The organism is Rahnella sp. PAMC25617, assembly GCF_050606005.1.
In the GTDB taxonomy this organism is placed as follows: Bacteria; Pseudomonadota; Gammaproteobacteria; order Enterobacterales; family Enterobacteriaceae; genus Rahnella; species Rahnella variigena.
In genome coordinates, this window is record NZ_JBOCUM010000006.1 from 722,344 (window position 1) to 744,809 (window position 22,466).

Below are 22,466 nucleotides of genomic sequence, written 5' to 3' on the forward strand. Positions count from 1 at the left end.
GACTTTCATTTCTCCGGGAGATTCAGATGAAGTTATGGATTTGGCTGATAGCCGTGTTTTCACTGCCTGCGCTGGCTGAAGAGCCGCCGGTGGTGTACTCCGGCACGCTGGGTAAAACCAGCATTGTGCTCGAACTGGATTTAAATAAACCAGACGAAGTCACTGGCCGGTATTTCTATCAGAAATATCATTTAGATTTACCCCTCAACGGTGCGCTGGATGGTCAGGAACTGAAACTTCAGGAAGGTCTGGACGATTTTGACGATACGCCACGTCCTGAGCTGACCCTGACGAAAGATGAGAATGGCGGCTGGCAAGGTAACTGGACCAATCCGCAAGGAAAAACATTGCCGGTGAAACTGCAACCGGTGCAAATGCCCGCAGCAGCCACGGACGACGGCTACCTGAGCGCGCTTATTCATACCGATCCTTACGAGTATCTGCGGTTATCTGCGCTGCAACTCAAAGCGGGTAAAAACGAGAATTTCATGGGCTACCAGCTGCAATGGTGGACGGAGCCGCAGTCGAAAATCAGCTTCTTTGAAATTGTCTCAGGCTATCCGGAAACGGAAATACAGGCGATTAACCAGAAATTGCGTACCCGCTTGTGGCAGGAAGTCAGCGGCTGGCATACCTGTATGCTGGGCGCGAGCCGGTTTGGTCAGGGTGAATATCAGCAGACCGTCACACCGGAATACCTGAGTGATGAAATCGTCAGTGTCAGCGTGTTTACCTCGTATGATTGTGGCGGTGCGCATCCTGATTTCGGCGAATCGCCGGTCAACCTCAATGCCAAAACCGCAGAAACACTGACGCTGGAAGATGTGGTATGGGTTGGCGAAGGCGCGCCTTTCCATTATCTGAATGCGGAAGACCGTACCCTGACGGGCAAAAATGACGTGGATTTTGATACGTTTGCGGATTATCGCGATAAGAAATGGGCGCCGTGGCTGGTGAAGCAGCTGACGGCGGCGTATCCGGAGCAAATGAAAAAGCCGACCGAAGAAAGTGATGATGATTGTGATTACTCGGATACTTCTGTCTGGCAATTCCCGGCGTGGTATTTCACGAAGAAAGGACTGTATTTTGACCCGACGTTCGCCCGCGTTTTGCGTTCATGCGAAGGTCCGGAATGGTCGGTTCTGCCGTGGTCTGCGATGAAAGGTCACGCGGGTAGCGTCGCCATCAGTCAGGAACACTAAAAGACGAAAGGCACCGTCGGTGCCTTTTTTATTAAAGCTCATTTCATTGAAGCTCATTTCATTGAAGCTGAGAGGCGGAAACGTTATGCCAGCCAGCCCTGAATTTGCGCATGTTGTAACAGCATAATGGTCTTGCCATCTTTAATGCGGCCATCTTTGATCATCGCCAGCGCGTCGGTGAACGGGACTTCGAGCACATCGATATCTTCATCTTCCACACCGCCACCGGCGTTCTGACGCTGAGACTCATCGTATTCTGCGGCAAAAAAGTGAACAATCTCCGTCACACTTCCCGGCGACATATAGGCTTCAAACAGTTTATCTACCTTGCCCACCGCAAAACCGGTTTCCTCAATCGCTTCTTTACGGATGCAATCTTCAGGCGAATCGTTGTCGAGTAAACCGGCGCAGGTTTCCAGCAGCATGCCGGTCGGATTGCCATTGACGTAGGTCGGCATACGAAACTGTTTGATCAGCAGGACGGTTTTTTTAGGCCGGTTATAAAGCAGGATTGTCGCTCCGTTTCCCCGGTCATACACTTCGCGGGACTGCGGCTGGCGTTCGCCGTTGCGCTTGATTAAGTCGTAGGTGTATTTGCGAAGAACATACCAGTTATCAGAGAGTAACTGGTTCCGGACGTTTTCGATTCTGGATGACTTGTCATGAGATGACATATTGCGTGCCCCCGCTCAGAAGTTGTGAGAGAAGCCAGACAGCATAGCCGGATTCATCGGCTGCCGCTACCGTCAACCGTGCTCAATCGCGGCCAGAAGTTGCTCGCTATGACGTTCAATCCATTGGGGATCTAACGGCCCCCAGCTCGAGAGCTGATAATAACCGTCATTGTTGCGCACGCCCTGCTGTACAAACTCCAGCCCGACGCCCATTCCGGGCAGAGCTTTCAGCACATCCTGCAAAGTGCGCCGTGGCCAGCCGGTAATTTCCATCAGCTTTGGCACATTCGGTTTTTGTTCATTCCTGATCAACCAGCAAAGATATAAACGACGGGCAAAGACGGAATTAATTAGCAAACTCATCTGGACAGCTCCTGCCGGGATGTCATAAAAATGAAGATAGCCAAAGAGTAGACTGTTTCAGCGAATATCGCTGAGAGATAACCCTGTGTACGGGGAGGATTTTTTACATTATCTCCTTTATTTCTCCACGTTTTATGCCATATGAACAGGTAAAGTGCTTAGGCGTAGAACACCACTCTAACACTCGCTCCGTCCCGCCGGGACAGTACCGCCTCTGAGACCTCTTCTGAAAAGACAATTTCTATGAAGACAATGCTCAGGGGATTTTTTTGTCAGATTACTGGCATTGTGTTTGTTTGCTGATGTTAGTCACTCACGCCAGAGTGACAACGAGGTTCCTGAAGCATGGCTAACTTTTTCATCGATCGCCCGATTTTTGCCTGGGTTTTAGCGATCATCATTTCCCTGACCGGCGCACTCGCGATCTATTTTCTTCCGGTTGAGCAGTACCCTGATCTGGCTCCGCCAAACGTCAGGATCTCTGCAACGTATCCCGGCGCATCAGCACAAACATTAGAAAATACCGTTACCCAGATTATCGAACAGAACATGACGGGCCTTGATAATCTGATGTACATGTCGTCACAAAGCAGTAACGACGGTAAGTCGCAGATAACCCTGAGCTTTACTGCCGGTACGGATCCGAACGAAGCGCTCCAGCAGGTGCAAAACCAGCTGCAACAGGCGCTGAAACGTCTGCCACAGGACGTGCAGACGCAAGGCGTGACCGTCTCAAAAACCGGTGATACCAACCTGATGATGGTGGCGTTTGTTTCCACAGACGGCAGCATGGATAAGCAGGATATCGCCGACTATGTGGCGTCCAATATTCAGGATCCGCTGAGCCGCGTGCCCGGCGTCGGCAGCATTGATGCGTACGGTTCGCAGTACGCTATGCGTATCTGGCTCGATCCGGACAAGCTGAATAATTATCAACTGACTACCGCCGATGTGGTCACCGCGATTAAAGCGCAAAACAGTCAGGTGGCCGTCGGTCAGCTCGGCGGTGCGCCTTCTGTGGATTTTCAGGCGCTGAATGCCACCATTAACGCGCAGTCTCAGTTACAGACGCCTGAACAGTTCCGCCAGATCACCTTGAAAGTGAATCAGGACGGTTCGCAGGTTAAACTTGGTGATGTCTCAACCATCGGTCTCGGCGCGGAAAACTACGCCCTGCTCAGCCGGTATAACGGACAGGCCGCGTCCGGGATGGGTGTGAAACTGGCGTCCGGTGCCAACGAACTGCAAACGGACAAGGCCGTCCGTGCGCGCCTTGAAGAGCTTTCTCATTATTATCCGCACGGGCTGAAAGCCGAAATCGCCTACGAAACCACGCCATTCGTCAAAGCGGCGATCACCGACGTGGTGAAAACGCTGTTTGAAGCGATCGTGCTGGTGTTCCTGGTGATGTATCTGTTCCTGCAAAACTTCCGTGCCACGCTTATCCCGACCATTGCCGTGCCGGTGGTTCTGCTCGGAACATTCGCTGTACTGCATCAGTTCGGTTACAGCATCAATACCCTGACGATGTTCGCGATGGTGCTCGCCATCGGCCTGCTGGTGGATGACGCCATCGTGGTGGTGGAAAACGTCGAGCGCGTGATGAGCGAAGAAGGCCTCAGCCCCAGAGAGGCGACGCGAAAATCGATGGGACAAATTCAGAGTGCGCTGGTCGGTATCACCATGGTGCTGTCGGCGGTGTTCGTGCCGATGGCCTTCTTCGGTGGCACCACCGGCGCAATTTACCGTCAGTTCTCCATCACGATTGTTTCCGCAATGGTGTTGTCAGTGTTCGTCGCCCTGACGCTGACACCGGCGCTGTGCTCCACCATTCTCAAGCCTATCGCGCAGGGACATCATCACGGTAAACGCGGCTTCTTCGGCTGGTTTAACCGGATGTTCGACCGCAATGCCCGTCGCTACGAAAACGGCGTGGCACGCGTGCTGCGTAACAGCGTGCGCTACATGCTCGGTTATGCGGCGCTGGTCGCCTTGCTGGCCGTCATGTTTATCAAACTGCCGACCTCATTCCTGCCGATGGAAGACCGCGGGGTATTCACCGTTCAGATCCAGTTGCCACCGGGTTCGACATTGCAGCAGACGCAAAAAGTCGTGGAAAAGGTCGAGAAGTATTTCCTGCAAGAAGATAAGAAAGACGTGCTTTCGGTATTCTCGACCATCGGCGCAGGCCCCGGCGGTAACGGGCAAAACGTGGCGCGTATGTTCGTACGACTGACGCCGTGGGATGCACGCACCGGTGAAGACGATTCTTCTTTTGCTCTGATTGAACGGGCGACCAAAGCGTTTAACAAGATAACCGAAGCCCGCGTTATCGCCAGCAGCCCGCCCGCCATCAACGGCCTCGGCAGCGCGACTGGCTTTGATATGGAATTACAAGATCACGCCGGTCTGGGTCACGACGCACTGATGGCGGCGCGCGATCAGTTACTTGAAATGACATCCAAAGACAGCAATCTGACCCGCGTACGTCACAACGGTCTGGATGACAGCCCGCAGTTGCAGATCGACATCGATCAGGTGAAAGCACAGGCGCTGGGCGTGGCGATCGCTGATATCAACAGCACGTTAAGTACCGCGTGGGGCTCGACCTACGTCAATGACTTCGTTGATCGTGGCCGTGTTAAAAAAGTCTATGTGCAGGCCGGAGCGCAATACCGCATGTTACCGGACGATATCAACCGCTGGTATGTGCGAAATTCTGCCGGAACCATGGTGCCTTTCTCGGCTTTCGCCACCTCAAAATGGCTGACCGGTTCACCGCGTCTGGAACGTTACAACGGTTATTCCGCACTGGAAATTGTGGGTGAACCGGCAACGGGCATCAGCAGTGGTACGGCGATGGATGACATGGAAAAACTGGTCGCGAAATTGCCGGTGGGTATTGGTCTCGAATGGACAGGTCTGTCGTATCAGGAAAGATTGTCTGGTTCGCAGGCTCCGGCGCTGTATGCCATTTCCCTGCTGGTGGTGTTCCTGTGTCTGGCCGCGTTGTATGAGAGCTGGTCCATTCCGTTCTCGGTGATGCTGGTCGTTCCGCTCGGCGTACTCGGCGCGGTGATTGCCACCTGGATGCGCGGGCTGGAAAACGATGTGTACTTCCAGGTCGGGATGCTGACCATCATCGGCCTGTCGGCGAAAAACGCCATTCTGATTGTCGAGTTTGCCAATGACCTGAATGTTCGCGGCAAGGAATTGCTGGAGGCCACGCTTGAAGCATCGAGAATGCGTCTGCGTCCGATACTGATGACGTCGCTGGCATTTGTTTTCGGTGTTCTGCCGATGGCGACCAGCATGGGCGCAGGTTCAGGCAGCCAGCACGCGGTCGGTACCGGCGTCATCGGTGGGATGATTTCCGCGACGATCCTGGCCATCTTCTTCGTGCCGCTGTTCTTTGTGCTGATCCGCCGCCGGTTTCCCGGAAAAACCGCGCATCCCGTGATTGCCGATATTGCTAAGACAGTGCCCGCAGATCACAAATAACGGCGCTGCATTTCAGGCAACAAAAAAGGCGTTAATGTGAATTAACGCCTTTTTTATTAATGATTTACTGGCTGTGAGAATCGTCGCTAAATCGGACGTAATGGTCTTCAAGAACAAACGCTTTTTATAATGACGTACTGCACTGAGAATAAATCTTTTCTTTGCTTTAACGGTAACGATGCGGCAATTACGCTTTCAACATACGGTCGATAAAGTCTTTCCAGTGGCCTAACTCTTGCTCTAACATTTTACTCCCCTTGATTGGACGGACGGATTATACGTCTATTTTTTGACCATGTAAAAAGGCCTTCATTATTTTTTAAGCGCGATCACAATCCCGCCCCGTCTGGATCCTGCAGCCGTTTTGCCTCATTATGTGTTCCATCCTTACGTCCGTTTTTATGCGGGTAAAAAGTTCTTATTTTACTGACAGGTTAGGTTTTTCTATGGCAACGACTTCCGCTCCAACCTCTTTTATTCTCTACGGCATAAAAAATTGCGATACCGTGAAAAAAGCCCGCCGCTGGCTGGAAGAAAACGGGGTTGAATACCAGTTTCATGATTACCGTGTCGAAGGGCTGGATGATGCGTTGTTGCAGAACCTGCTGGATAAGCAAGGCTGGGAAGCCATGCTCAATACGCGCGGAACGACCTGGCGCAAACTTGATGAAGCCACGCGCGCAGCCTGTGATAACGAAGCCAGCGCCAAAGCGGTGATGCTCGAACAGCCTGCGGTGATAAAACGTCCATTTTTGCTGGCCGCCGACGGTCAGTCCCTGCTGGGATTCAAACCAGAAACCTATCAGCAATTTCTCGCACAGGTGAAGTAACATGAGTTGTCCGGTTCTCGATTTAGCCCAACAGTTAATCCGCCGCCCTTCCCTCAGCCCGGATGACGCTGGCTGTCAGGAAATTATGATTGCCCGCCTCGAAGCCGCTGGCTTTCACGTGGAACCCATGCATTTTGGCGATACCCTGAATTTCTGGGCCACTCGCGGCGAAGGTAAAACGCTGGCCTTTGCCGGTCATACGGATGTCGTGCCGACCGGCGATCATAAGCTGTGGGTGACCGGTCCGTTCGAGCCTACGCTGCGCGACGGAATGTTATATGGTCGCGGTGCGGCAGACATGAAAGGTTCGCTGGCGGCGATGTTGGTCGCGGCGGAACGTTTCGTTGCCGCAAACCCGAATCATCAGGGCCGTCTGGCGTTTCTTATCACCTCAGATGAAGAAGCCAGCGCCGTCAACGGCACCGTAAAAGTGGTCAACGCGCTGATGGAACGCAATGAGCGCCTCGATTACTGCTTAGTCGGCGAGCCTTCCAGCACCACGCGCGTCGGCGATATTGTGAAAAATGGCCGCCGCGGTTCGATGACGGCTAATCTTCACGTACACGGCGTTCAGGGACATGTCGCCTATCCGCATCTGGCGGACAATCCGGTGCATCGCGCCATGCCTGCGCTGAATGAACTGGTCGCCACCGTGTGGGATAACGGCAACGAGTTCTTCCCGCCGACCAGCATGCAAATCGCCAATATCAACGCCGGTACCGGCAGCAATAACGTGATCCCTGGCGAGCTGTATGTGCAGTTCAATTTCCGTTTCAGCACCGAACTGACTGACGCCATCATCAAACAGCGCGTGGCAGAACTGCTGGACCGACATAACCTGCAATACACCCTGAACTGGGTGGTTTCCGGTCAGCCGTTCCTGACTTCACGCGGTGCGCTGGTCGATGCGGTGGTTAACGCTGTACGTCACTACAGTGAAATCACGCCGGAACTGCAAACCACCGGCGGCACCTCTGACGGGCGTTTCATCGCGCTGATGGGCGCGCAGGTGGTCGAACTCGGGCCGGTCAACGCCACCATCCACAAAATTAATGAATGCGTTCACGCGGCGGATTTGCAGGTTCTGAGCCGTATGTATCAGCGCATCATGGAACAGTTAGTCGCATGATCAGCCATGAAATGCTGACCGGCCGCTCCGCTGAGCATCTGGTGACGCTGGGCGAAGGCCCGCACCGGTTGCAGAAAGAGGCAGCGCAGGCATTTGAAAAAATGCGCCAGGCCGCCAGTGTTGCCGGTTTTGATCTGCAACCGGCCAGCACTTTTCGTGATTTCAGTCGCCAGCTGGCGATCTGGAATGGCAAATTTCGCGGCGAGCGACCAGTATTAGATAAGAACAGCCAGCCGGTGGATATCAGTGAGTTAACCACAGCGGAACGTTGTGAGCTGATTTTACGCTGGTCGGCGCTGCCGGGTGCCAGCCGCCATCACTGGGGCAGTGATCTGGATGTGTACGATCCTTCTCTGTTACCGGCTGATAAAAAGTTGCAGCTGGAGCCATGGGAATACGAGGAAGGCGGTTATTTTTATCCGCTGAATCAGTGGCTTTCAGCACATATGGCGGAATTTGGTTTTTATCGACCGTACGCAGAAGATACCGGTGGTGTCGCCGTTGAACCCTGGCATCTGAGTTACCGTCCGCTGGCGCAGGAGTGCGAGAAATTGCTTACACCGCACGTTCTCATCAGCGCCTGGACAGGACAGGAAGTGGCCGCCGCAGACTGGTTAGCCGGTCAGATGACGGAAATATTTCCGCGATTTATCGCCCTCTCACCCCTTAAAGGAGCACACCATGGAGTGGCTTAAAGATTACTGGTGGATCGTTCTGATCATACTGGTCGGGATGTTAATCAGCGGGATCAAAGAGCTGAACCGCGTGGATGTTAAGAAGTTTTTGAAAGACAAACCGGAGATCCCACCGCACCGCGACAACAATGCGGAATGGGATAAAGATGACGAGTGGCCGAAGAAAAAGTAATTTCCATCCGGTAGCCCTTCATCTTTAATCAATATTAGTCGGCGGATAATCTAGCGATTCTCCGCCGATTGACTTTCTCCCCTGCCGGTAACATGCAACGTGAAACCGATGCACGGAGAGAACACGTCCTTTGCAAACACTACCTATTTCCCACCCTGTTCAGGCTGCGTCTGAGCATTTTGACGCCACGCAATTTCTGGGACTGGCTCCTTTTTTACGTATGAGCATCGCCGGTGATGAGTGTACTGACATCGCACAGGAGCTGGTGACCCGCGCGCAGCAAAACCCTGATGACGCCGTGCTGTGGATGAACCTGTCCACCGTCATGTTGTGCCTGCAGCGCACCGATCTCGGGCTGACTATTCAGGATCAGGCGCTGGCTATGCAGCAGGTTTATACCCTGAATGCCGCACAACAACCGGCGAAAATGCGCCTGCTGATGCTGATGGTTCCCGGCACGTTATCGGCCAATGTGCCGCTGGATTGCCTGCTGGAAAACAGCGATATCGAGCTGATTTACTACTACATCACGCCCGAAGCGCCGTTTGAAGCGCCGATCCCTGAGCATGATGTGCTGATGGTCGCCATCAGCGCCACCACTGAAAACCTGTTCCTGTTACAGCAGCTGGAAAGTATCACCCGCCAGTGGCCGGTGCCGGTCATCAATGCGCCGCAACATATTCCCAATTCCGAGCGTCATAACGCCAGCACGTTGTTGCAAAATCAACCGGGATTAACCATTGCGCAGGCGCATCCGGTGACATTCTCGGCTTTATCTGCGGTAGCGGAAGGCAACATCTCCCTGAGCAGCGCATTGCCCGGCAGTGATTTTCCGGTGATCCTGCGACCTGCCGGTTCACACGGCGGTCACGGTCTGGAAAAAATCACCAGTCCGGAAGAGCTGGCCGTTTATCTGACCCGTGTGCAGGTGGAAGATTATTTCCTTTCGCAGTTCATTGATTACAGCAACGCTGATGGTCAGTTCCGTAAATACCGTATTTCGCTGATCGACGGCGTGCCTTATGCCTGTCATATGGCGATTTCGTCGCACTGGATGGTGCATTACGTCAACGCCTTCATGTATGAAGATCAGAAAAAACGCGAAGAAGAAGCCGCGTTTCTGAATAACTTCCATGAATTCGTTGCCCGTCATCAGCAGGCGCTGAAGGCTATTTTTGAGGCCACGCAGCTCGATTATCTGGGGATTGATTGCAGCGAAGCGCCGGACGGCAGTTTGCTGGTCTTTGAAATCGATCCGGCGATGGTCGTCCACGCGATGGATCTGGAAGTGATGTTCCCGCACAAACAAATTCATATGAATAAAGTTAAAACAGCATGCCGAGAGTTGCTGTTATCCCGTGCCTTTGCGCACAGCGGTGCATCGGCTGATGCGCCAGAAGGAAAAGAATAATCATGATTTCACGTAACGCCCTTAATTTCTCCGGTGGTCCCGGCGCATTGCCGGAAGTCGTGCTCGCACAAGTTGAAGCGGCGATTAAAGAAGTGCCGGAAGTTGGCCTGTCCATTCTCGGTATCAGCCATCGCTCTGACTGGTTTGCCGCCATTGTTGAAGAAACCGAAAATAACATCCGCACCCTGCTCGGCTTGTCGAAAGATTTCCATATCCTGTTCCTGCAGGGCGGCGCAACGCAGCAGTTCTCGATGGTGCCGATGACGCTGTTACGCGGTCAGAAACATGCCGCAGAATATCTGGATACCGGTTACTGGAGCAGCAAAGTCGTCACCGAAGCGCGTCGCGAAGGGCCGGTGAAAGTGCTGTGGAGCGGTGAATCTTGCGGGTTTAACCGCCTGCCCGCGGATGACGAACTGGCGTTTTCGCCTGACGCGCCGTATCTGCATTACGTTTCTAATGAAACAGTGGAAGGCTTGCAATTCCAGCGCGTTCTGGGACGTGACGATGTACCGCGTGTCTGCGATATGTCCTCTGATTTCCTGTCCAAACCCTGCGATGCCAATAAATTCTCAGTGATCTATGCCCACGCGCAGAAAAACATCGGCCCGGCTGGCGTCACTATCGTGCTGGTGCACGACACCGTGGTGAAAGCGTCGTCTGACGAATTGCCCTCGTTCCTGAATTATCGCCGTCAGGTGGAATCCCATTCCAACCTCAACACGCCGCCGGTATTCGCGATTTATGTGGTGCTGCTGGTCACGCGCTGGTTGCTCAATGATGTCGGCGGTCTGGACAATATGGAACAGACCAACCGCCACAAAGCGGAACTGCTGTACGCGATGCTCGATAACAGCGACGGTTTCTATAACGGCTGGAGCAGCAAAGCGGACCGTTCACAAATGAACGTGGCATTTAAACTGCCGGATGAATTGCTGGAGAAGAAATTCCTGGCGGAAAGCCATGAAGCAGGTTTCTCGGGTCTGTCAGGCCACCGCGCCATCGGCGGTATCCGTGCGTCAATCTATAACGCCCTTTCGCTGCCGGCGGCTGAAAAGCTGACAAACTTTATGGATGATTTCATGCGTAAAAACCGCAAATAATCGCCATCAGGCAGACATAAAAAACGCCCCCGGTTGTCATGCAGCCAGGGGCGTTTCTTTTTAAAATCTCGACAAAATCAGCGCTGGTGCGATTTCGGCTCGTAATTCTGTAAATGAGCAATGGCGGTGTTGATCATATGCGAATCCAGTCCGTGGGCCATACCGGCCTGCAAATCCAGAGTACAGTCACAGCCCAGAGACTTCAGACGTTCTGCTGCACTTTTCGACTGGAACGGGTTGATCACCGGATCCTGCTCGCCGTGAATAAAATGTACCACCGTACCGGCGGCAATCGGCTGTTCCGGCAAAGACGAGAAACGTCCGCTGAAGGCGACAATGCGTGATGCCAGATGCTCTTCAACTTTCGTCGATTCCAGCGCCATGATGGTGCCCTGTGAGAAGCCCACCAGCGTGGTGTGCTCCGGCGTGACACCGGTTTTCTGCTGCCAGTCACGGACAATCTGTACGAAAGCCGGCATTGCGGCATCCACACGTGGCTGACGGTTTTGTTCGGTCACGCCTTGTACGGAAAACCACTGGAAGCCGCGGCCAAAATCACAAATGTCCGGACTGCCGACGCTGATCACCTGCGCCTTCGGGAATGAAACAGCGAAAAACTTACCGATTTCGCCCATTGAAATCGGGTTATCACCCACACCATGAAACAATAAAATCAGCTGGTTAGCTATTTCTTCCGGCTGCTGGACGATAATCTGTTCTGAGCTCATTGCTCTCTCCCGTTGTCGATTAATGGGTTCACTATACGCCGCCTGCCGGTCAGTGAAATCGGGTTTTATTGAACGAGTCTTTCCATTTTTTGCAATGAAACCGGTGACTTATTCCGCAGTTCCCGCGTCTTTCAGTGCCTGTTGTGTCTCCTGACGCCAGCGGGTCAGTAAGGCTTTACGGCCGGAAAGTTTCAGCGCCGTGACGATTTCTGCCACGCTCTGCCCCTGTTGCAGATGAGCACGCAGCGCGGTCAGCGGCAAAGCACTGTGTAAAAGCAGGCGATTGAGCGCCGGTAAACTGCTTTCCAGCGGACGATGAGCAAAAGCAAATCCGTTCAGTTCGCGCCAGTCCGCGTCGTCAGGCTGCGTGTCTGCCGGGCTGTTTAGCGGTAACACCAGATCCATCTGCGGCGCCAGCCAGCGCCAGTCACGGTTAAGCTGAGATTCTGCACTCTCTGCCAGCGCCTGCCCTGCTGCACTGAGCGGTAATATCGCCATCGCGGCATAACATCCGCTGCTGGCTTCTTTCTGCATACTGATACGCACCAGCCGAAATTCGGCCTGCTGCCATAATGACGCCAGATCTGATGTGTAGCCAAAACTCACCGACAGGAAATCCAGCCCCGCCTGCTGCGCACGCTGTTGCTGTTTCGCCAGCAAATCGCGAGCAATACCCCGACGGCGAAACACGGGATGTACCGCAATGCGGCTGACGCGCCGTGAACGTAATACGGCGGCTTCGGGGAAACCCGCGTGAGCCGCGAGTGATTGTGCGACCAGATTACCGCGCGGACGTCGCCTGCCCGCCCAGACCTCCTGCGCCAGTTCCGCATTCAGCCCGCCCTCATCCACCAGCCATAACGCGCCGGTCAGCGTGTTGTGCATCCGCGATGCGCTGAAGGTCATGCCCGGCGCATCCAGCAGACGACGCAGATCCAGCGGTGACGTACGGTAATGCGCGCTGGTAAGCAGGCCGTAGAAATCCTGCAACAACGCCGGTTCACTCAGCCAGTCTCCAGCATTAACCGGGACTATTTCTGATGTGCCGTCCGTCTGCTCAGCAACCGGAAGATGCTCATCAAACAGCAATAAATCGCTGATGAACGGCTCAAGAGTGTCGGCGGATGACCAGCGGACCGGCGCATTGAGACGCAGGTCATGCCACTGCGGCAAAGACGCACAGAATTTGAGTAAGAACCCGCGCCCCGTGCCTTCATAACCCTGAACCGTAGTGGTCAGCAACACACGCGGGAAAGCCGCAACCAGCTCTGAAAGCATCGGTGCCGGAATAGCGGCAGCTTCGTCGATAATTAGCCAGTCAGCGCCGGTTACAGCGCCTTCGCGGCATAACGACAGCAGCGCATCAGGCGCGAAAAAATGAGCAGATTCAGCTGGCTGATTTAGTATCTGGCTGGCCGACGCTTTGGCGGGTGCGGTCACCCAACAGCTGCCCGCCCACTGACGGATCAATATGCCCGCCAGCGTCGATTTACCCCGACCACGCGGCGCGGTCAGCACCCACACGCCGGACTGAGCCTGCATCAGTTGTTGTAAAATTTGCGATTGATCAGCGGTAGGCTGACCGTCGGGTGGCAGCCAGTCTGCTGCAACGGGCAACGGCGCGAGCTCAAAAGGCTGATTCTGCCGCCAAACCGTGACGCTGCGGTCTTGTTCAAGCAAACACTGGAAACGGCGGATAAAGCGCGGCGTCGGGATCGCCTGCGGCTGTTCGCTCCAGCGCAGACTATCGGCATCCGGCGTGTCAGCCCAGACGCTCCATTCCGGCACCAGTAAAATCAGCCAGCTTCCGGCTTTCAATGCGCCGGAAAATGCCGCCAGCGCCTCGACATTCAGGCTATGGCGGGCATCAAACACGCCGTGAAAAATATCCTGCCCGAGCAGCATGTGTGCCGCTGACGGCGAACAGGCGTTCACGTCATCAGGCGGGGAATCACTGAGCCAGAGCCAGTCACCGGCACTCTGTGCGCAGAACTGAATGGCCTGTTGTTCACACCACAGCGCGTCGCCACTGAACACCAGCAAACGCCGGACGCCCAGCCGCTGCATCTGTTGCTGTGGCAAAGTGACTGACATATCAGGTTTTCCCAACAATCATCGATAACAGACCGGCAGCGATCAGCGGCCCGACCGGCACACCTTTAAACATCGCCACGCCCAGCACGGTGCCCACCAGCAAACCCGCCACCAGATGCGGCTGCGTACCCATCAGCGTCAGGCCGCGTCCGCCAAGCCATGACACCAGCACGCCCACCAGAATGGCGACAATGGATTTCCAGTGAAAGAACGAATGCACCACGGTGCTGGCGCTGATTTTTCCGCTGGCAATCGGCGCCATCACACCAATGGTCAGAATAATAATGCCGATGGTCAGACCGTATTTTTCAATCCACGGGAAAAAGTTGTTCAGCGGCGTAATGCGGACCGTAAGAAGGAAGAACATTGCGATGGTGACGGCGCTGTTGTGGCTGATGATGCCCAGACCGGCGAAGACAAGTAAAATCAAAAGGGTTGGATCGAGAAAAGCCATGGCATTCCCAGCGGTTCAACATGAGGAAAAAAGAGAGGCTCACTGAGCCTCTCTGGAGCGGTCATTGATTATTGAACAGTTTTTGGCAGCAGACCAGCGCTTATTGCCTGTTAATCAGCGGCTGGCGAAGGTGTTGCACTGATCCGGATTACCGGTATCAAATCCACGTTTGAACCAGGTATAACGCTGTTCAGACGTACCGTGTGTGAAGCTGTCCGGCACAACGCGTCCCTGACTTTGCTGCTGTAAACGGTCATCGCCGATGGCACGCGCAGCATCCAGCGCTTCTTTCAGGTCGCCCTCTTCGAGAACGTTTTGCTGCTGCATGGCATGTCCCCAGACACCGGCGTAGCAGTCAGCCTGCAATTCCATTTTCACCGACAGCTGATTCACCACCGTCTGCGATGCGCCCTGCTGCATCTCGCGAACCTTACGCTCAGTACCCAGCAAGTTCTGCACATGGTGACCGACTTCGTGCGCGACCACATAGCCCTGCGCAAAATCACCGCCCGCGCCGAGTTTGTTCTGCAATTCCTGATAGAAAGACAAATCGATATACACCGTGCTGTCCGCCGGGCAGTAGAACGGGCCCATCACCGACTGGCCGGTACCGCAACCGGTACGGGTTGCGCCGCGATACATCACCAGTTTCGGCTCACGATAAGTCATGCCCTGCTTCTGGAAAATCTCTTTCCAGGTGTCTTCCGTTGAGGCAAGGATCACCGAGGTGAATTTGGCCTGCTCGTCATCTTTCGGGCTGATGGATTGCGACTGTGTCTGTTGCTGCATACCGCCGGACTGCCCGCCGTCAATCAGCGGAGTGAGGTCGATACCGTAATAACCGGCAACCAGCACCACAATGATGATCACAATGCCGCTTTTGCCACGGATAGGCAGACGCATTCCCCCGCCACCTAAACCGCCACCTCCGTTTGATCCCTGTCCGCGTCTGTCTTCTACATTGTCGCTTTCGCGACGCCCTTGCCAACGCATAGATACCTCCAACCTGTTTTTTTTAAGACTAGCCAGCACATGCAGTTAATACCATCTGCGAAAGGACGTAATTTTAGTGACGAAGGGATTAAATGAAAGGAATCAGTGTGAAAACAGGAAAATTAAATGCAGGAAAGAGAACGGGTGACGGAGACCATCACCCGTTAAGTGCGCACCGCGTAAACGATTGCGCAGTCTGGCTAAAAAAATAACGCGCCGCTTAGTCCAGTTTCACACCAATACGGTGAGCCACTTCTTCATAGGCTTCAATCAGGCCACCGAGGCTCTGGCGATAACGGTCTTTGTCCATCTTGTTCAGGGTTTCTTTATCCCACAGGCGGCTGCCGTCTGGTGAGAACTCATCACCCAGCACCACTTCACCGTTGAACAGACCGAATTCCAGTTTGAAATCGACCAGGATCAGACCCGCATCATCAAACAGTTTGCTCAGCACGTCGTTGGCTTTGTAGCTCAACTCTTTCATGCGCGCGAGGTTTTCTTCGTTCACCCAGCCAAACGTTTTGCAGTAAGACTCGTTGACCATCGGATCGTGCATCGCATCGTTTTTCAGGAACAGATCGAACAACGGCGGGTTCAGCTCCAGACCTTCTTCAATGCCCAGACGTTTTACCAGCGAGCCAGCAGCACGGTTACGGATAACGCATTCAACCGGGACCATATCCAGTTTTTTCACCAGTACTTCGGTGTCAGACAACAGGCGTTCCATTTGCGTAGGAATACCGGCTTCTTCCAGCTTAGCCATGATGAAATGGTTAAATTTGTTGTTAACCATACCTTTACGGTCGAACTGCTCAATACGCTGACCATCCAGTGCTGACGTATCGTTACGGAACTCCAGTACCAGAAGGTCCGGGTTTTCGGTGGTGTAGACGGTTTTCGCCTTGCCGCGATACAACTCAGCTAACTTTTGCATCTTTACTTACTCCAGTGGAAAAAACAGATGTAAAAAGGGGCCGGAGCCCCTTGGTATTATTTTGCGCTGCTCTGGCTAAACGCGGCCTGCATGACCGCCACCATCGCGTCGTTCTGCGACTGGCTGAGAGCATGTCCTTTCGGATCAAGGAACTGCAAGCTACTACGGTTGTCGAGGTCGCCAACCTGAAGTTTGTAATCACCGGAGCTGAGGCCCGGATCTTTCGCACCAAGTGTCTGCCACGCATCGTCATTCAGCGGTTTGTAAGTCACAGACATTGTGCCTTGCGGACGGCTGCTGTCGGTCACTTTCATGCCGGCTTTCGCCAGGGCATTAGGCAGACGATCCCAGACCACGCCGTAAGATGAACGGACGATCAGCACCGGTAAGCCGGTATCATCAGCGCCACTCTGGACGTCGATTTCACCTACGCGACGGTTATCGAGACGCGCCTGAGTATCCTGCTGCACTTTATCCAGGTTCGCCGTGATGGCGTTCATCATCTGGCTGTTGTAGCGCTGGATTTCGGCAGTAGACGTCACCGCTTTATCTTGCTGTTTCAGCTCAAGCGTTTTCACGGTCAGTGCCAGCTGGTAGCTCTGCTGTTTCACGCTGATCTGATAACGGCCCTGGTACTGGAAGTCTTCATCCGCACGATTCCAGTCAACGAAATCAGTGGAGAGCGTCTGGTTCGCGTCATCACGGTTGGCAATTTTGAATTTATTTTGCTCAACAGCTTTAACGACGTTGTTCCACAAATCGCGGTTTTGCGGCGTGTTTTCCAGCAGCACGGTACTGGTGTCGCCGGAGAACTGAGTCTGGGAACCGTTCAGCAACGCCAGCGGCTGGGCCGGTGGACGAATGTCGAGCTGCTTACCTACCGCGCCCTGCATTGCGCCTTGCTGAATATCATAAGTACCGTTCTGCACAGGCAGGATCATGCCTGATGGTGCTTTCAGCTCATGCAGCGCGGGCGCATCCAGGTAGGCTTCATCACCGCTCACCTGGCGCTTGTAGCGCTGGTCGCTGGAACATGCAGCCAGCAGCATAATCAGGGAAACACCCACGACTTTTGCTACGGCTGTTTTCTGCAATCGGGTCATCTGGAAACTATTCTTGTCAAATAAAGAGGCCATCAAATCTTCCTAAGAGTTACAGCAAACCGGCGCTTTTTAATGCTTCTTCCACGACCGGACGGGCAGCATCTGTTAACGGCGTCATAGGCAGACGCATCGTATCGGTTGCCATCAAACCCAGTGCCTTACAGGCCCATTTCACCGGGATTGGGTTTGCTTCTACAAACAAATTCTGATGCAAAGGCATCAGGCGCTGATTCAGGCGACGCGCCTCGGCAAAATTGCCAAGAGCAGCCAGCTCACAAAGTTGTGCCATTTCACGGGCAGCGACGTTAGCAGTAACGGAAATAACGCCCTTGCCACCCAGCTGCATAAAGTCCAGACCACTGGCATCATCGCCGCTCAGCAGAATGAAATCTTCATCATCAACCAGCACTTGGATCTGACTAACACGACTTAAGTTCCCTGTTGCCTCTTTAACAGCAACAATATTCTTCAATTTTGCTAAACGCGCGATGGTCGGCGGCAGCATATCGCAGCCGGTACGTGAAGGCACGTTGTAGAGAATTTGCGGCAGGGAGGTGTTTTCAGCGATAGCTTTGAAGTGCTGATACAGGCCTTCCTGAGTCGGACGGTTGTAATAAGGGGTGACTGTCAGACAGCCAACAACGCCACTTTTTTCAAAACGTTGCGTCAGAGAAATCGCTTCAGCGGTGGCATTTGCACCTGTGCCTGCGATCACCGGAATGCGGCCATCGGCCAGTTCCAGTGTTTGTAAGACCACGTCACCATGCTCTTCGTGGCTCAGCGTTGCTGACTCGCCGGTTGTGCCAACGGAAACGATCGCCGCAGTACCACTGGACACATGATAATCAATCAGTTTTTTCAGACTTGCGCGATCGACGGCACCTTTGGTGTCCATCGGCGTAACCAGTGCAACAATACTTCCCGTAAACATTGACCTTCCCCTCCACAAACAGGTCACTCATGGTACTTTTGACACCACTGCAAAAGCAAGCAATCAACGAGCGGTAACCGCTTGTCCGGCGGTTTTTTTTATGTTTACCTTGGGAATACTCCAAAGCACGACAGGAAGACCCATTTTGCCGCAGCCACAACAACATTATCTGGTCATCACCGCGTTGGGTGCCGATCGCCCTGGTATCGTCAACACTATTACCCGTCAGGTGAGCAGCTGCGGCTGTAATATCGAAGACAGCCGGCTGGCAATGCTGGGCGATGAGTTTACGTTCATCATGCTGCTTTCAGGCAGCTGGAACGCCATCACCCTGATTGAATCCACCCTGCCGCAAAAAGGCGCGGAGCTTGAGTTGCTGATTGTGATGAAACGCACCAGCGCCCATGAACGCCCGCCGATGCCTGCCACCGTGTGGGTGAAAGTGGAAGTCAAAGACTCGCCGCATCTGATTGAGCGTTTTACCGATTTATTCGATACGCATCAGATGAATATCGCCGAACTTGCGTCAAAAACCCGTCCGGCGGACGCCACGTTGCCCGCGCAGCTTTCTATTCAGATCACGGCGCACAGCGCGGCAAATACCGATCCGGCAATTATTGAGCAGGCGTTTCATCAGCTATGTACAGAACTGAAAGCGCAAGGCAGTATTAACGTCGTTAGTTATTCTGAGAATGAAAATAAACTGCAGTAACAGCTGAAAGATACGGAGAAAGACAATGAGCCCACTGAAAGCCGGTGATCCTGCGCCGCAATTTAGTTTACCCGATCAAGATGGTGAACAAATTAATCTGGCCGACTTCCAGGGACAGCGTGTCCTGGTCTATTTTTATCCAAAAGCCATGACCCCGGGTTGTACGGTACAGGCCTGCGGACTGCGCGATAACATGGATCAGTTGAAAAGTGCAGGCGTCGAAGTGCTGGGGATCAGCACAGATAAGCCAGAAAAACTGTCGCGTTTTGCTGAAAAAGAGTTGCTGAACTTCACGTTGCTTTCCGATGAAGATCATCAGGTCTGCGAGCAGTTTGGCGTCTGGGGTGAAAAATCCTTTATGGGTAAAACCTATGACGGCATCCATCGCATCAGCTTCCTGCTCGACGGCAATGGCAAGGTCGAGAAAGTGTTCGACGACTTTAAAACCACTAACCACCATGACATCGTGATGGCCTATCTGAACGAGAAGTCTGCCTGATCTCTCACGCCTGACAAACGTTCATAAAAAAAAGCGCAGACGCGCTTTTTTTATTGGGTACGGTAGCAGAAAGAATCAGACCGTTTCGTTCAGTGATTCATCCGGCCAGACGTGAACCACGGCTTTGACCAGCGTCGCCAGCGGTATTGCAAAGAATACACCCCAGAATCCCCACAGCCCGCCAAACACGACAACCGCCAGAATAATCACCAGCGGATGTAAGTTTACCGCCTCTGAAAACAGCAGCGGCACAATCACGTTACCATCCAGTCCCTGAACGACCAGATACGCGACAATCAGCGTCCAGAAATCCGCGCCGAGTCCCCACTGGAACATCGCCACAATCACCACCGGAATGGTCACCAGCATCGCGCCGATATACGGGATAAGCACAGATACGCCCACCAGCACCGCCATCAGCAACGAGTAACGCATGTCCATCACCACAAATACCAGATAAGTGGCGACACCGACGATGATCATCTCCAGCACTTTACCGCGGATATAATTAGTAATTTGCTGATTCATCTCCACCCAAACCTGTCCGGCCAGCCCGCGATCGCGTGGCAGCACGCGACGCACGGCATTGAGCATCTGCTCTTTATCTTTGAGGAGGAAGAACACCATCATCGGCACCAGAATCAGGTAAATCGCCAGCGTCAGTAAGCCTACCAGCGACGCCAGTGAATATTTCACCACAGACTCGCCGAGCCCCGATAACTTGCTGCGCATGTTTTCGGCCATCATATCGATGATACCGGCATCGACCAGCGCCGGATAACGCTTGGGTAACGTGGCTGCAAAATCGTAAAAACGGTTAAGCATACTGGGCAAATCTGTCATCAGATTCACGCCCTGTTGCCAGGTAACCGGCGCAATAACGAACATGCCGAGCAGTAAAATACCGGCAAAAATAATCAGCACGACGCTGACGGAAAGCGTGCGGGAAAGCCCGACATGTTGCAGACGAACAGTTGGCCATTCCAGTAAATACGCCAGAACAATCGCCACCAGAAGCGGCGCAAGAATGCCATTAAGAAAATAAAGAATACAAAAACCCGCGACCAGGATGGCCAGCAGCGCAATGGCCTGGGGATCGGTAAAGCGACGGCGATACCACTGTAACAACATGTCCAACATCAGAGAACGCTCCTGTAGTTTCCTGTTCTGGCGGGTGTGCGCTGTATGTTCCCTGCGCGCTCAGACACAAGTAACTATCTAAAAAATTCGTTGTCATACCACTGTAGCTGCACAGTGTTTTAAACTCTCACGAGGATAGCTACTATAGAGACAGGCGCAAAGAAAAGCGTCAGAAAATAATGGTCTGACTCACTGATCATGGAAGAAAGGCTCGCAAAGCTCATCGGTATCGCGGTTCACTTATTGGGAAGCAAATGTTTATGGTCATGCGGTTGAAAAAAACGGTGATTGCCCTGTGTCTGGGCAGCCTGCTCACAGGCTCTATTCTGCCCGCAGGTGCGGATGACAGTTCATTCTGGTCAACGCCGGTGAGTTCTGCCAAAACCAGTTCCCCCCTGGCTCCGCCGGTAAGCGATCAGTTACCCGATATCGGTACCACCGCCGGCGGCACGCTGAGCATCAATCAGGAACTGCAGATGGGCGATTTTTACGTCCGTCAGATGCGCGCCAGCACGCCGCTGATTAACGATCCGCTGCTTAATCAGTACGTCAATGAACTTGGCCAGCGGCTGGTAGCTCACGCTTATTCCGTCCGTACCCCTTTTCATTTTTTTATCGTCAATAACGATGAACTGAACGCCTTTGCTTTCTTTGGCGGCAACGTGGTGATCCACTCTTCCCTGTTCCGTTATACCGATAATGAGAGCCAGCTGGCTTCCGTTATGGCGCACGAAATTTCCCACGTGACCCAGCGCCATCTGGCGCGCGCGATGGAAGATCAACAGCGCAACGCCCCGCTGACCTGGGTGGGCGCACTAGGCTCTATCCTGCTGGCGATGGCCAGCCCGCAAATGGGCATGGCAGCGCTGACCGGTACGCTGGCGGGAACGCAGCAAGGCATGATCAGCTTCACGCAAGGCAATGAGCAGGAAGCGGACCGTATCGGCATTCAGGTTTTGCAGCGTGCCGGATTTGATCCGCAGGCCATGCCCGCCTTCCTGCAAAAACTGGCCGATCAGGCCAGCTATTCGACCCGCCCGCCGGAAATGCTGCTGACGCACCCGTTACCCGACAGCCGTCTGGCCGATATCCGCAACCGCGCCAACCAGATGCCGCACCCGATTGTGCAATCTTCACAAGATTACACCATGGCGAAAGTGCGCATATTGGGGATGTACGGTTCCGACAGTTTCCCGCTGAGCGATGACTATTTACTGAAGCTGAGCAACGGCAATATCCGTGAGCAACTGGCGGCAAAATACGGCCATGCGCTGCAATTCTACAAAGCTAAGAAATACGATCAGGCACGGGCGATCCTCGAGCCGCTGCTGGCACAAAATCCGGGCAACGAATGGCTGCTGGATTTAGCGACCGATACCGATATCGAGAGCAAACGTGCACCGCAGGCTATTGCGCGTCTGGAACAGGCGGGTGCGGCGACCAGTTCAAATCCGGTACTTCAGCTCAATCTGGCCAACGCTTACCTCGAAGGGGCGAAACCGGCCAATGCCATGAAGATCCTCAACCGCTATACTTTCAATTACCCGGGTGATCCGAATGGCTGGGATCTGTTATCTCAGGCCGCTGCGGCTCAGGGTTTGCGTGCGCAGGAACTGGCCGCCAGAGCGGAAAGCATGGCGTTAATCGGCCGTCTGGATCAGGCGATTGAAATGCTGAGCAACGCCAGCGCATTACAAAAATTAGGCAGTCTGGAACAGGCCCGTTACGACGCACGCATCGACCAGCTTCGTCAGTTGCAGGGGCGATTCCGTCAGTATCAGAAAGGCTGATTTCAGCG

The 22,466-nt window shown here is 53.7% G+C and carries 21 protein-coding genes; 11 read left to right on the plus strand and 10 right to left on the minus strand.

Going from position 1 to position 22,466, the window contains the following annotated elements:
* The first annotated feature begins 26 nt into the window (after nucleotides 1-26).
* Nucleotides 27-1,202 carry a hypothetical protein gene (locus ACM615_RS09455; protein ID WP_431011806.1) on the plus strand — a complete coding sequence of 392 codons (1,176 nt, stop codon included), beginning with the start codon at nucleotides 27-29 and terminating at the stop codon, nucleotides 1,200-1,202.
* An 83-nt stretch (nucleotides 1,203-1,285) separates the two neighbouring features.
* On the opposite strand, the gene nudK is transcribed toward ACM615_RS09455, so the two are convergent.
* Nucleotides 1,286-1,876, minus strand: a complete 591-nt coding sequence (nudK, locus tag ACM615_RS09460) for a GDP-mannose pyrophosphatase NudK (RefSeq protein ID WP_120160283.1) — start codon at nucleotides 1,874-1,876, stop codon at nucleotides 1,286-1,288.
* Between the two features lie 72 nt (nucleotides 1,877-1,948).
* Nucleotides 1,949-2,233, minus strand: a complete 285-nt coding sequence (locus ACM615_RS09465) for a winged helix-turn-helix domain-containing protein (RefSeq protein WP_181955505.1) — start codon at nucleotides 2,231-2,233, stop codon at nucleotides 1,949-1,951.
* A gap of 351 nt (nucleotides 2,234-2,584) precedes the next feature.
* On the opposite strand from ACM615_RS09465, the gene acrD reads away from it, so the two are divergent.
* The 7 genes from acrD (at nucleotide 2,585) to ACM615_RS09500 (ending at nucleotide 11,080) form a co-directional block, all read left to right on the plus strand.
* Complete coding sequence (gene acrD, locus ACM615_RS09470; protein WP_113876094.1) at nucleotides 2,585-5,740, plus strand: multidrug efflux RND transporter permease AcrD; 3,156 nt, start codon at nucleotides 2,585-2,587, stop codon at nucleotides 5,738-5,740.
* Between the two features lie 446 nt (nucleotides 5,741-6,186).
* Complete coding sequence (locus ACM615_RS09475; protein WP_112287591.1) at nucleotides 6,187-6,570, plus strand: ArsC family reductase; 384 nt, start codon at nucleotides 6,187-6,189, stop codon at nucleotides 6,568-6,570.
* A gap of 1 nt (nucleotide 6,571) precedes the next feature.
* Nucleotides 6,572-7,699, plus strand: coding sequence for a succinyl-diaminopimelate desuccinylase (dapE, locus tag ACM615_RS09480; RefSeq protein WP_431011807.1), 1,128 nt, complete (start codon nucleotides 6,572-6,574; stop codon nucleotides 7,697-7,699).
* A gap of 11 nt (nucleotides 7,700-7,710) precedes the next feature.
* Entirely contained in the window at nucleotides 7,711-8,394 is a 684-nt protein-coding gene (locus ACM615_RS09485) for a M15 family metallopeptidase (protein WP_181955506.1), read from the plus strand.
* The gene (locus tag ACM615_RS09490) at nucleotides 8,381-8,566 is read left to right on the plus strand and encodes a YpfN family protein (protein ID WP_112287588.1); all 186 of its coding nucleotides are present in this window, start codon (nucleotides 8,381-8,383) and stop codon (nucleotides 8,564-8,566) included. The genes ACM615_RS09485 and ACM615_RS09490 overlap by 14 nt, the downstream gene beginning before the upstream one ends.
* Before the next feature lie 130 nt (nucleotides 8,567-8,696).
* Nucleotides 8,697-9,977 (plus strand): ATP-grasp domain-containing protein, encoded by a 1,281-nt coding sequence (locus ACM615_RS09495; protein ID WP_113876097.1) that lies wholly within the window; start codon nucleotides 8,697-8,699, stop codon nucleotides 9,975-9,977.
* Between the two features lie 2 nt (nucleotides 9,978-9,979).
* Complete coding sequence (locus ACM615_RS09500) at nucleotides 9,980-11,080, plus strand: phosphoserine transaminase (RefSeq protein WP_129638345.1); 1,101 nt, start codon at nucleotides 9,980-9,982, stop codon at nucleotides 11,078-11,080.
* 77 nt (nucleotides 11,081-11,157) lie between these two features.
* Here ACM615_RS09500 and ypfH read toward each other — a convergent pair whose 3' ends face one another.
* From ypfH to dapA, 7 genes are all read right to left on the minus strand, one after another.
* Nucleotides 11,158-11,808: an esterase gene (gene ypfH / locus ACM615_RS09505; RefSeq protein WP_132965105.1), complete on the minus strand. Its 651-nt coding sequence runs from the start codon at nucleotides 11,806-11,808 to the stop codon at nucleotides 11,158-11,160.
* Between the two features lie 108 nt (nucleotides 11,809-11,916).
* Nucleotides 11,917-13,902 (minus strand): tRNA(Met) cytidine acetyltransferase TmcA, encoded by a 1,986-nt coding sequence (locus ACM615_RS09510; RefSeq protein ID WP_431011808.1) that lies wholly within the window; start codon nucleotides 13,900-13,902, stop codon nucleotides 11,917-11,919.
* 1 nt (nucleotide 13,903) lies between these two features.
* Complete coding sequence (locus ACM615_RS09515; protein WP_112287584.1) at nucleotides 13,904-14,356, minus strand: DUF441 domain-containing protein; 453 nt, start codon at nucleotides 14,354-14,356, stop codon at nucleotides 13,904-13,906.
* 114 nt (nucleotides 14,357-14,470) lie between these two features.
* Nucleotides 14,471-15,349, minus strand: coding sequence for a KPN_02809 family neutral zinc metallopeptidase (gene ypfJ / locus ACM615_RS09520; RefSeq protein WP_112287583.1), 879 nt, complete (start codon nucleotides 15,347-15,349; stop codon nucleotides 14,471-14,473).
* Nucleotides 15,350-15,569: 220 nt separating this feature from the next.
* Complete coding sequence (purC, locus tag ACM615_RS09525; protein WP_015698209.1) at nucleotides 15,570-16,283, minus strand: phosphoribosylaminoimidazolesuccinocarboxamide synthase; 714 nt, start codon at nucleotides 16,281-16,283, stop codon at nucleotides 15,570-15,572.
* A gap of 56 nt (nucleotides 16,284-16,339) precedes the next feature.
* Nucleotides 16,340-17,419, minus strand: coding sequence for an outer membrane protein assembly factor BamC (gene bamC, locus ACM615_RS09530; protein ID WP_112287581.1), 1,080 nt, complete (start codon nucleotides 17,417-17,419; stop codon nucleotides 16,340-16,342).
* Nucleotides 17,420-17,435: 16 nt separating this feature from the next.
* On the minus strand, nucleotides 17,436-18,317 hold the full coding sequence (gene dapA / locus ACM615_RS09535) for a 4-hydroxy-tetrahydrodipicolinate synthase (protein ID WP_095925033.1): 882 nt from the start codon (nucleotides 18,315-18,317) through the stop codon (nucleotides 17,436-17,438).
* Nucleotides 18,318-18,462: 145 nt separating this feature from the next.
* On the opposite strand from dapA, the gene ACM615_RS09540 reads away from it, so the two are divergent.
* Nucleotides 18,463-19,029: a glycine cleavage system transcriptional repressor gene (locus tag ACM615_RS09540; protein WP_112287580.1), complete on the plus strand. Its 567-nt coding sequence runs from the start codon at nucleotides 18,463-18,465 to the stop codon at nucleotides 19,027-19,029.
* Nucleotides 19,030-19,054: 25 nt separating this feature from the next.
* Nucleotides 19,055-19,528, plus strand: a complete 474-nt coding sequence (gene bcp, locus ACM615_RS09545) for a thioredoxin-dependent thiol peroxidase (protein WP_112287579.1) — start codon at nucleotides 19,055-19,057, stop codon at nucleotides 19,526-19,528.
* 75 nt (nucleotides 19,529-19,603) lie between these two features.
* Here the strand turns inward: bcp and ACM615_RS09550 are convergent, their stop codons facing one another.
* Nucleotides 19,604-20,668 (minus strand): AI-2E family transporter, encoded by a 1,065-nt coding sequence (locus tag ACM615_RS09550; protein ID WP_112287578.1) that lies wholly within the window; start codon nucleotides 20,666-20,668, stop codon nucleotides 19,604-19,606.
* Nucleotides 20,669-20,928: 260 nt separating this feature from the next.
* Here ACM615_RS09550 and ACM615_RS09555 point away from each other — a divergent pair, with 260 nt between their 5' ends.
* Nucleotides 20,929-22,458: a beta-barrel assembly-enhancing protease gene (locus ACM615_RS09555; RefSeq protein ID WP_165929022.1), complete on the plus strand. Its 1,530-nt coding sequence runs from the start codon at nucleotides 20,929-20,931 to the stop codon at nucleotides 22,456-22,458.
* Nucleotides 22,459-22,466 lie beyond the last annotated feature (8 nt).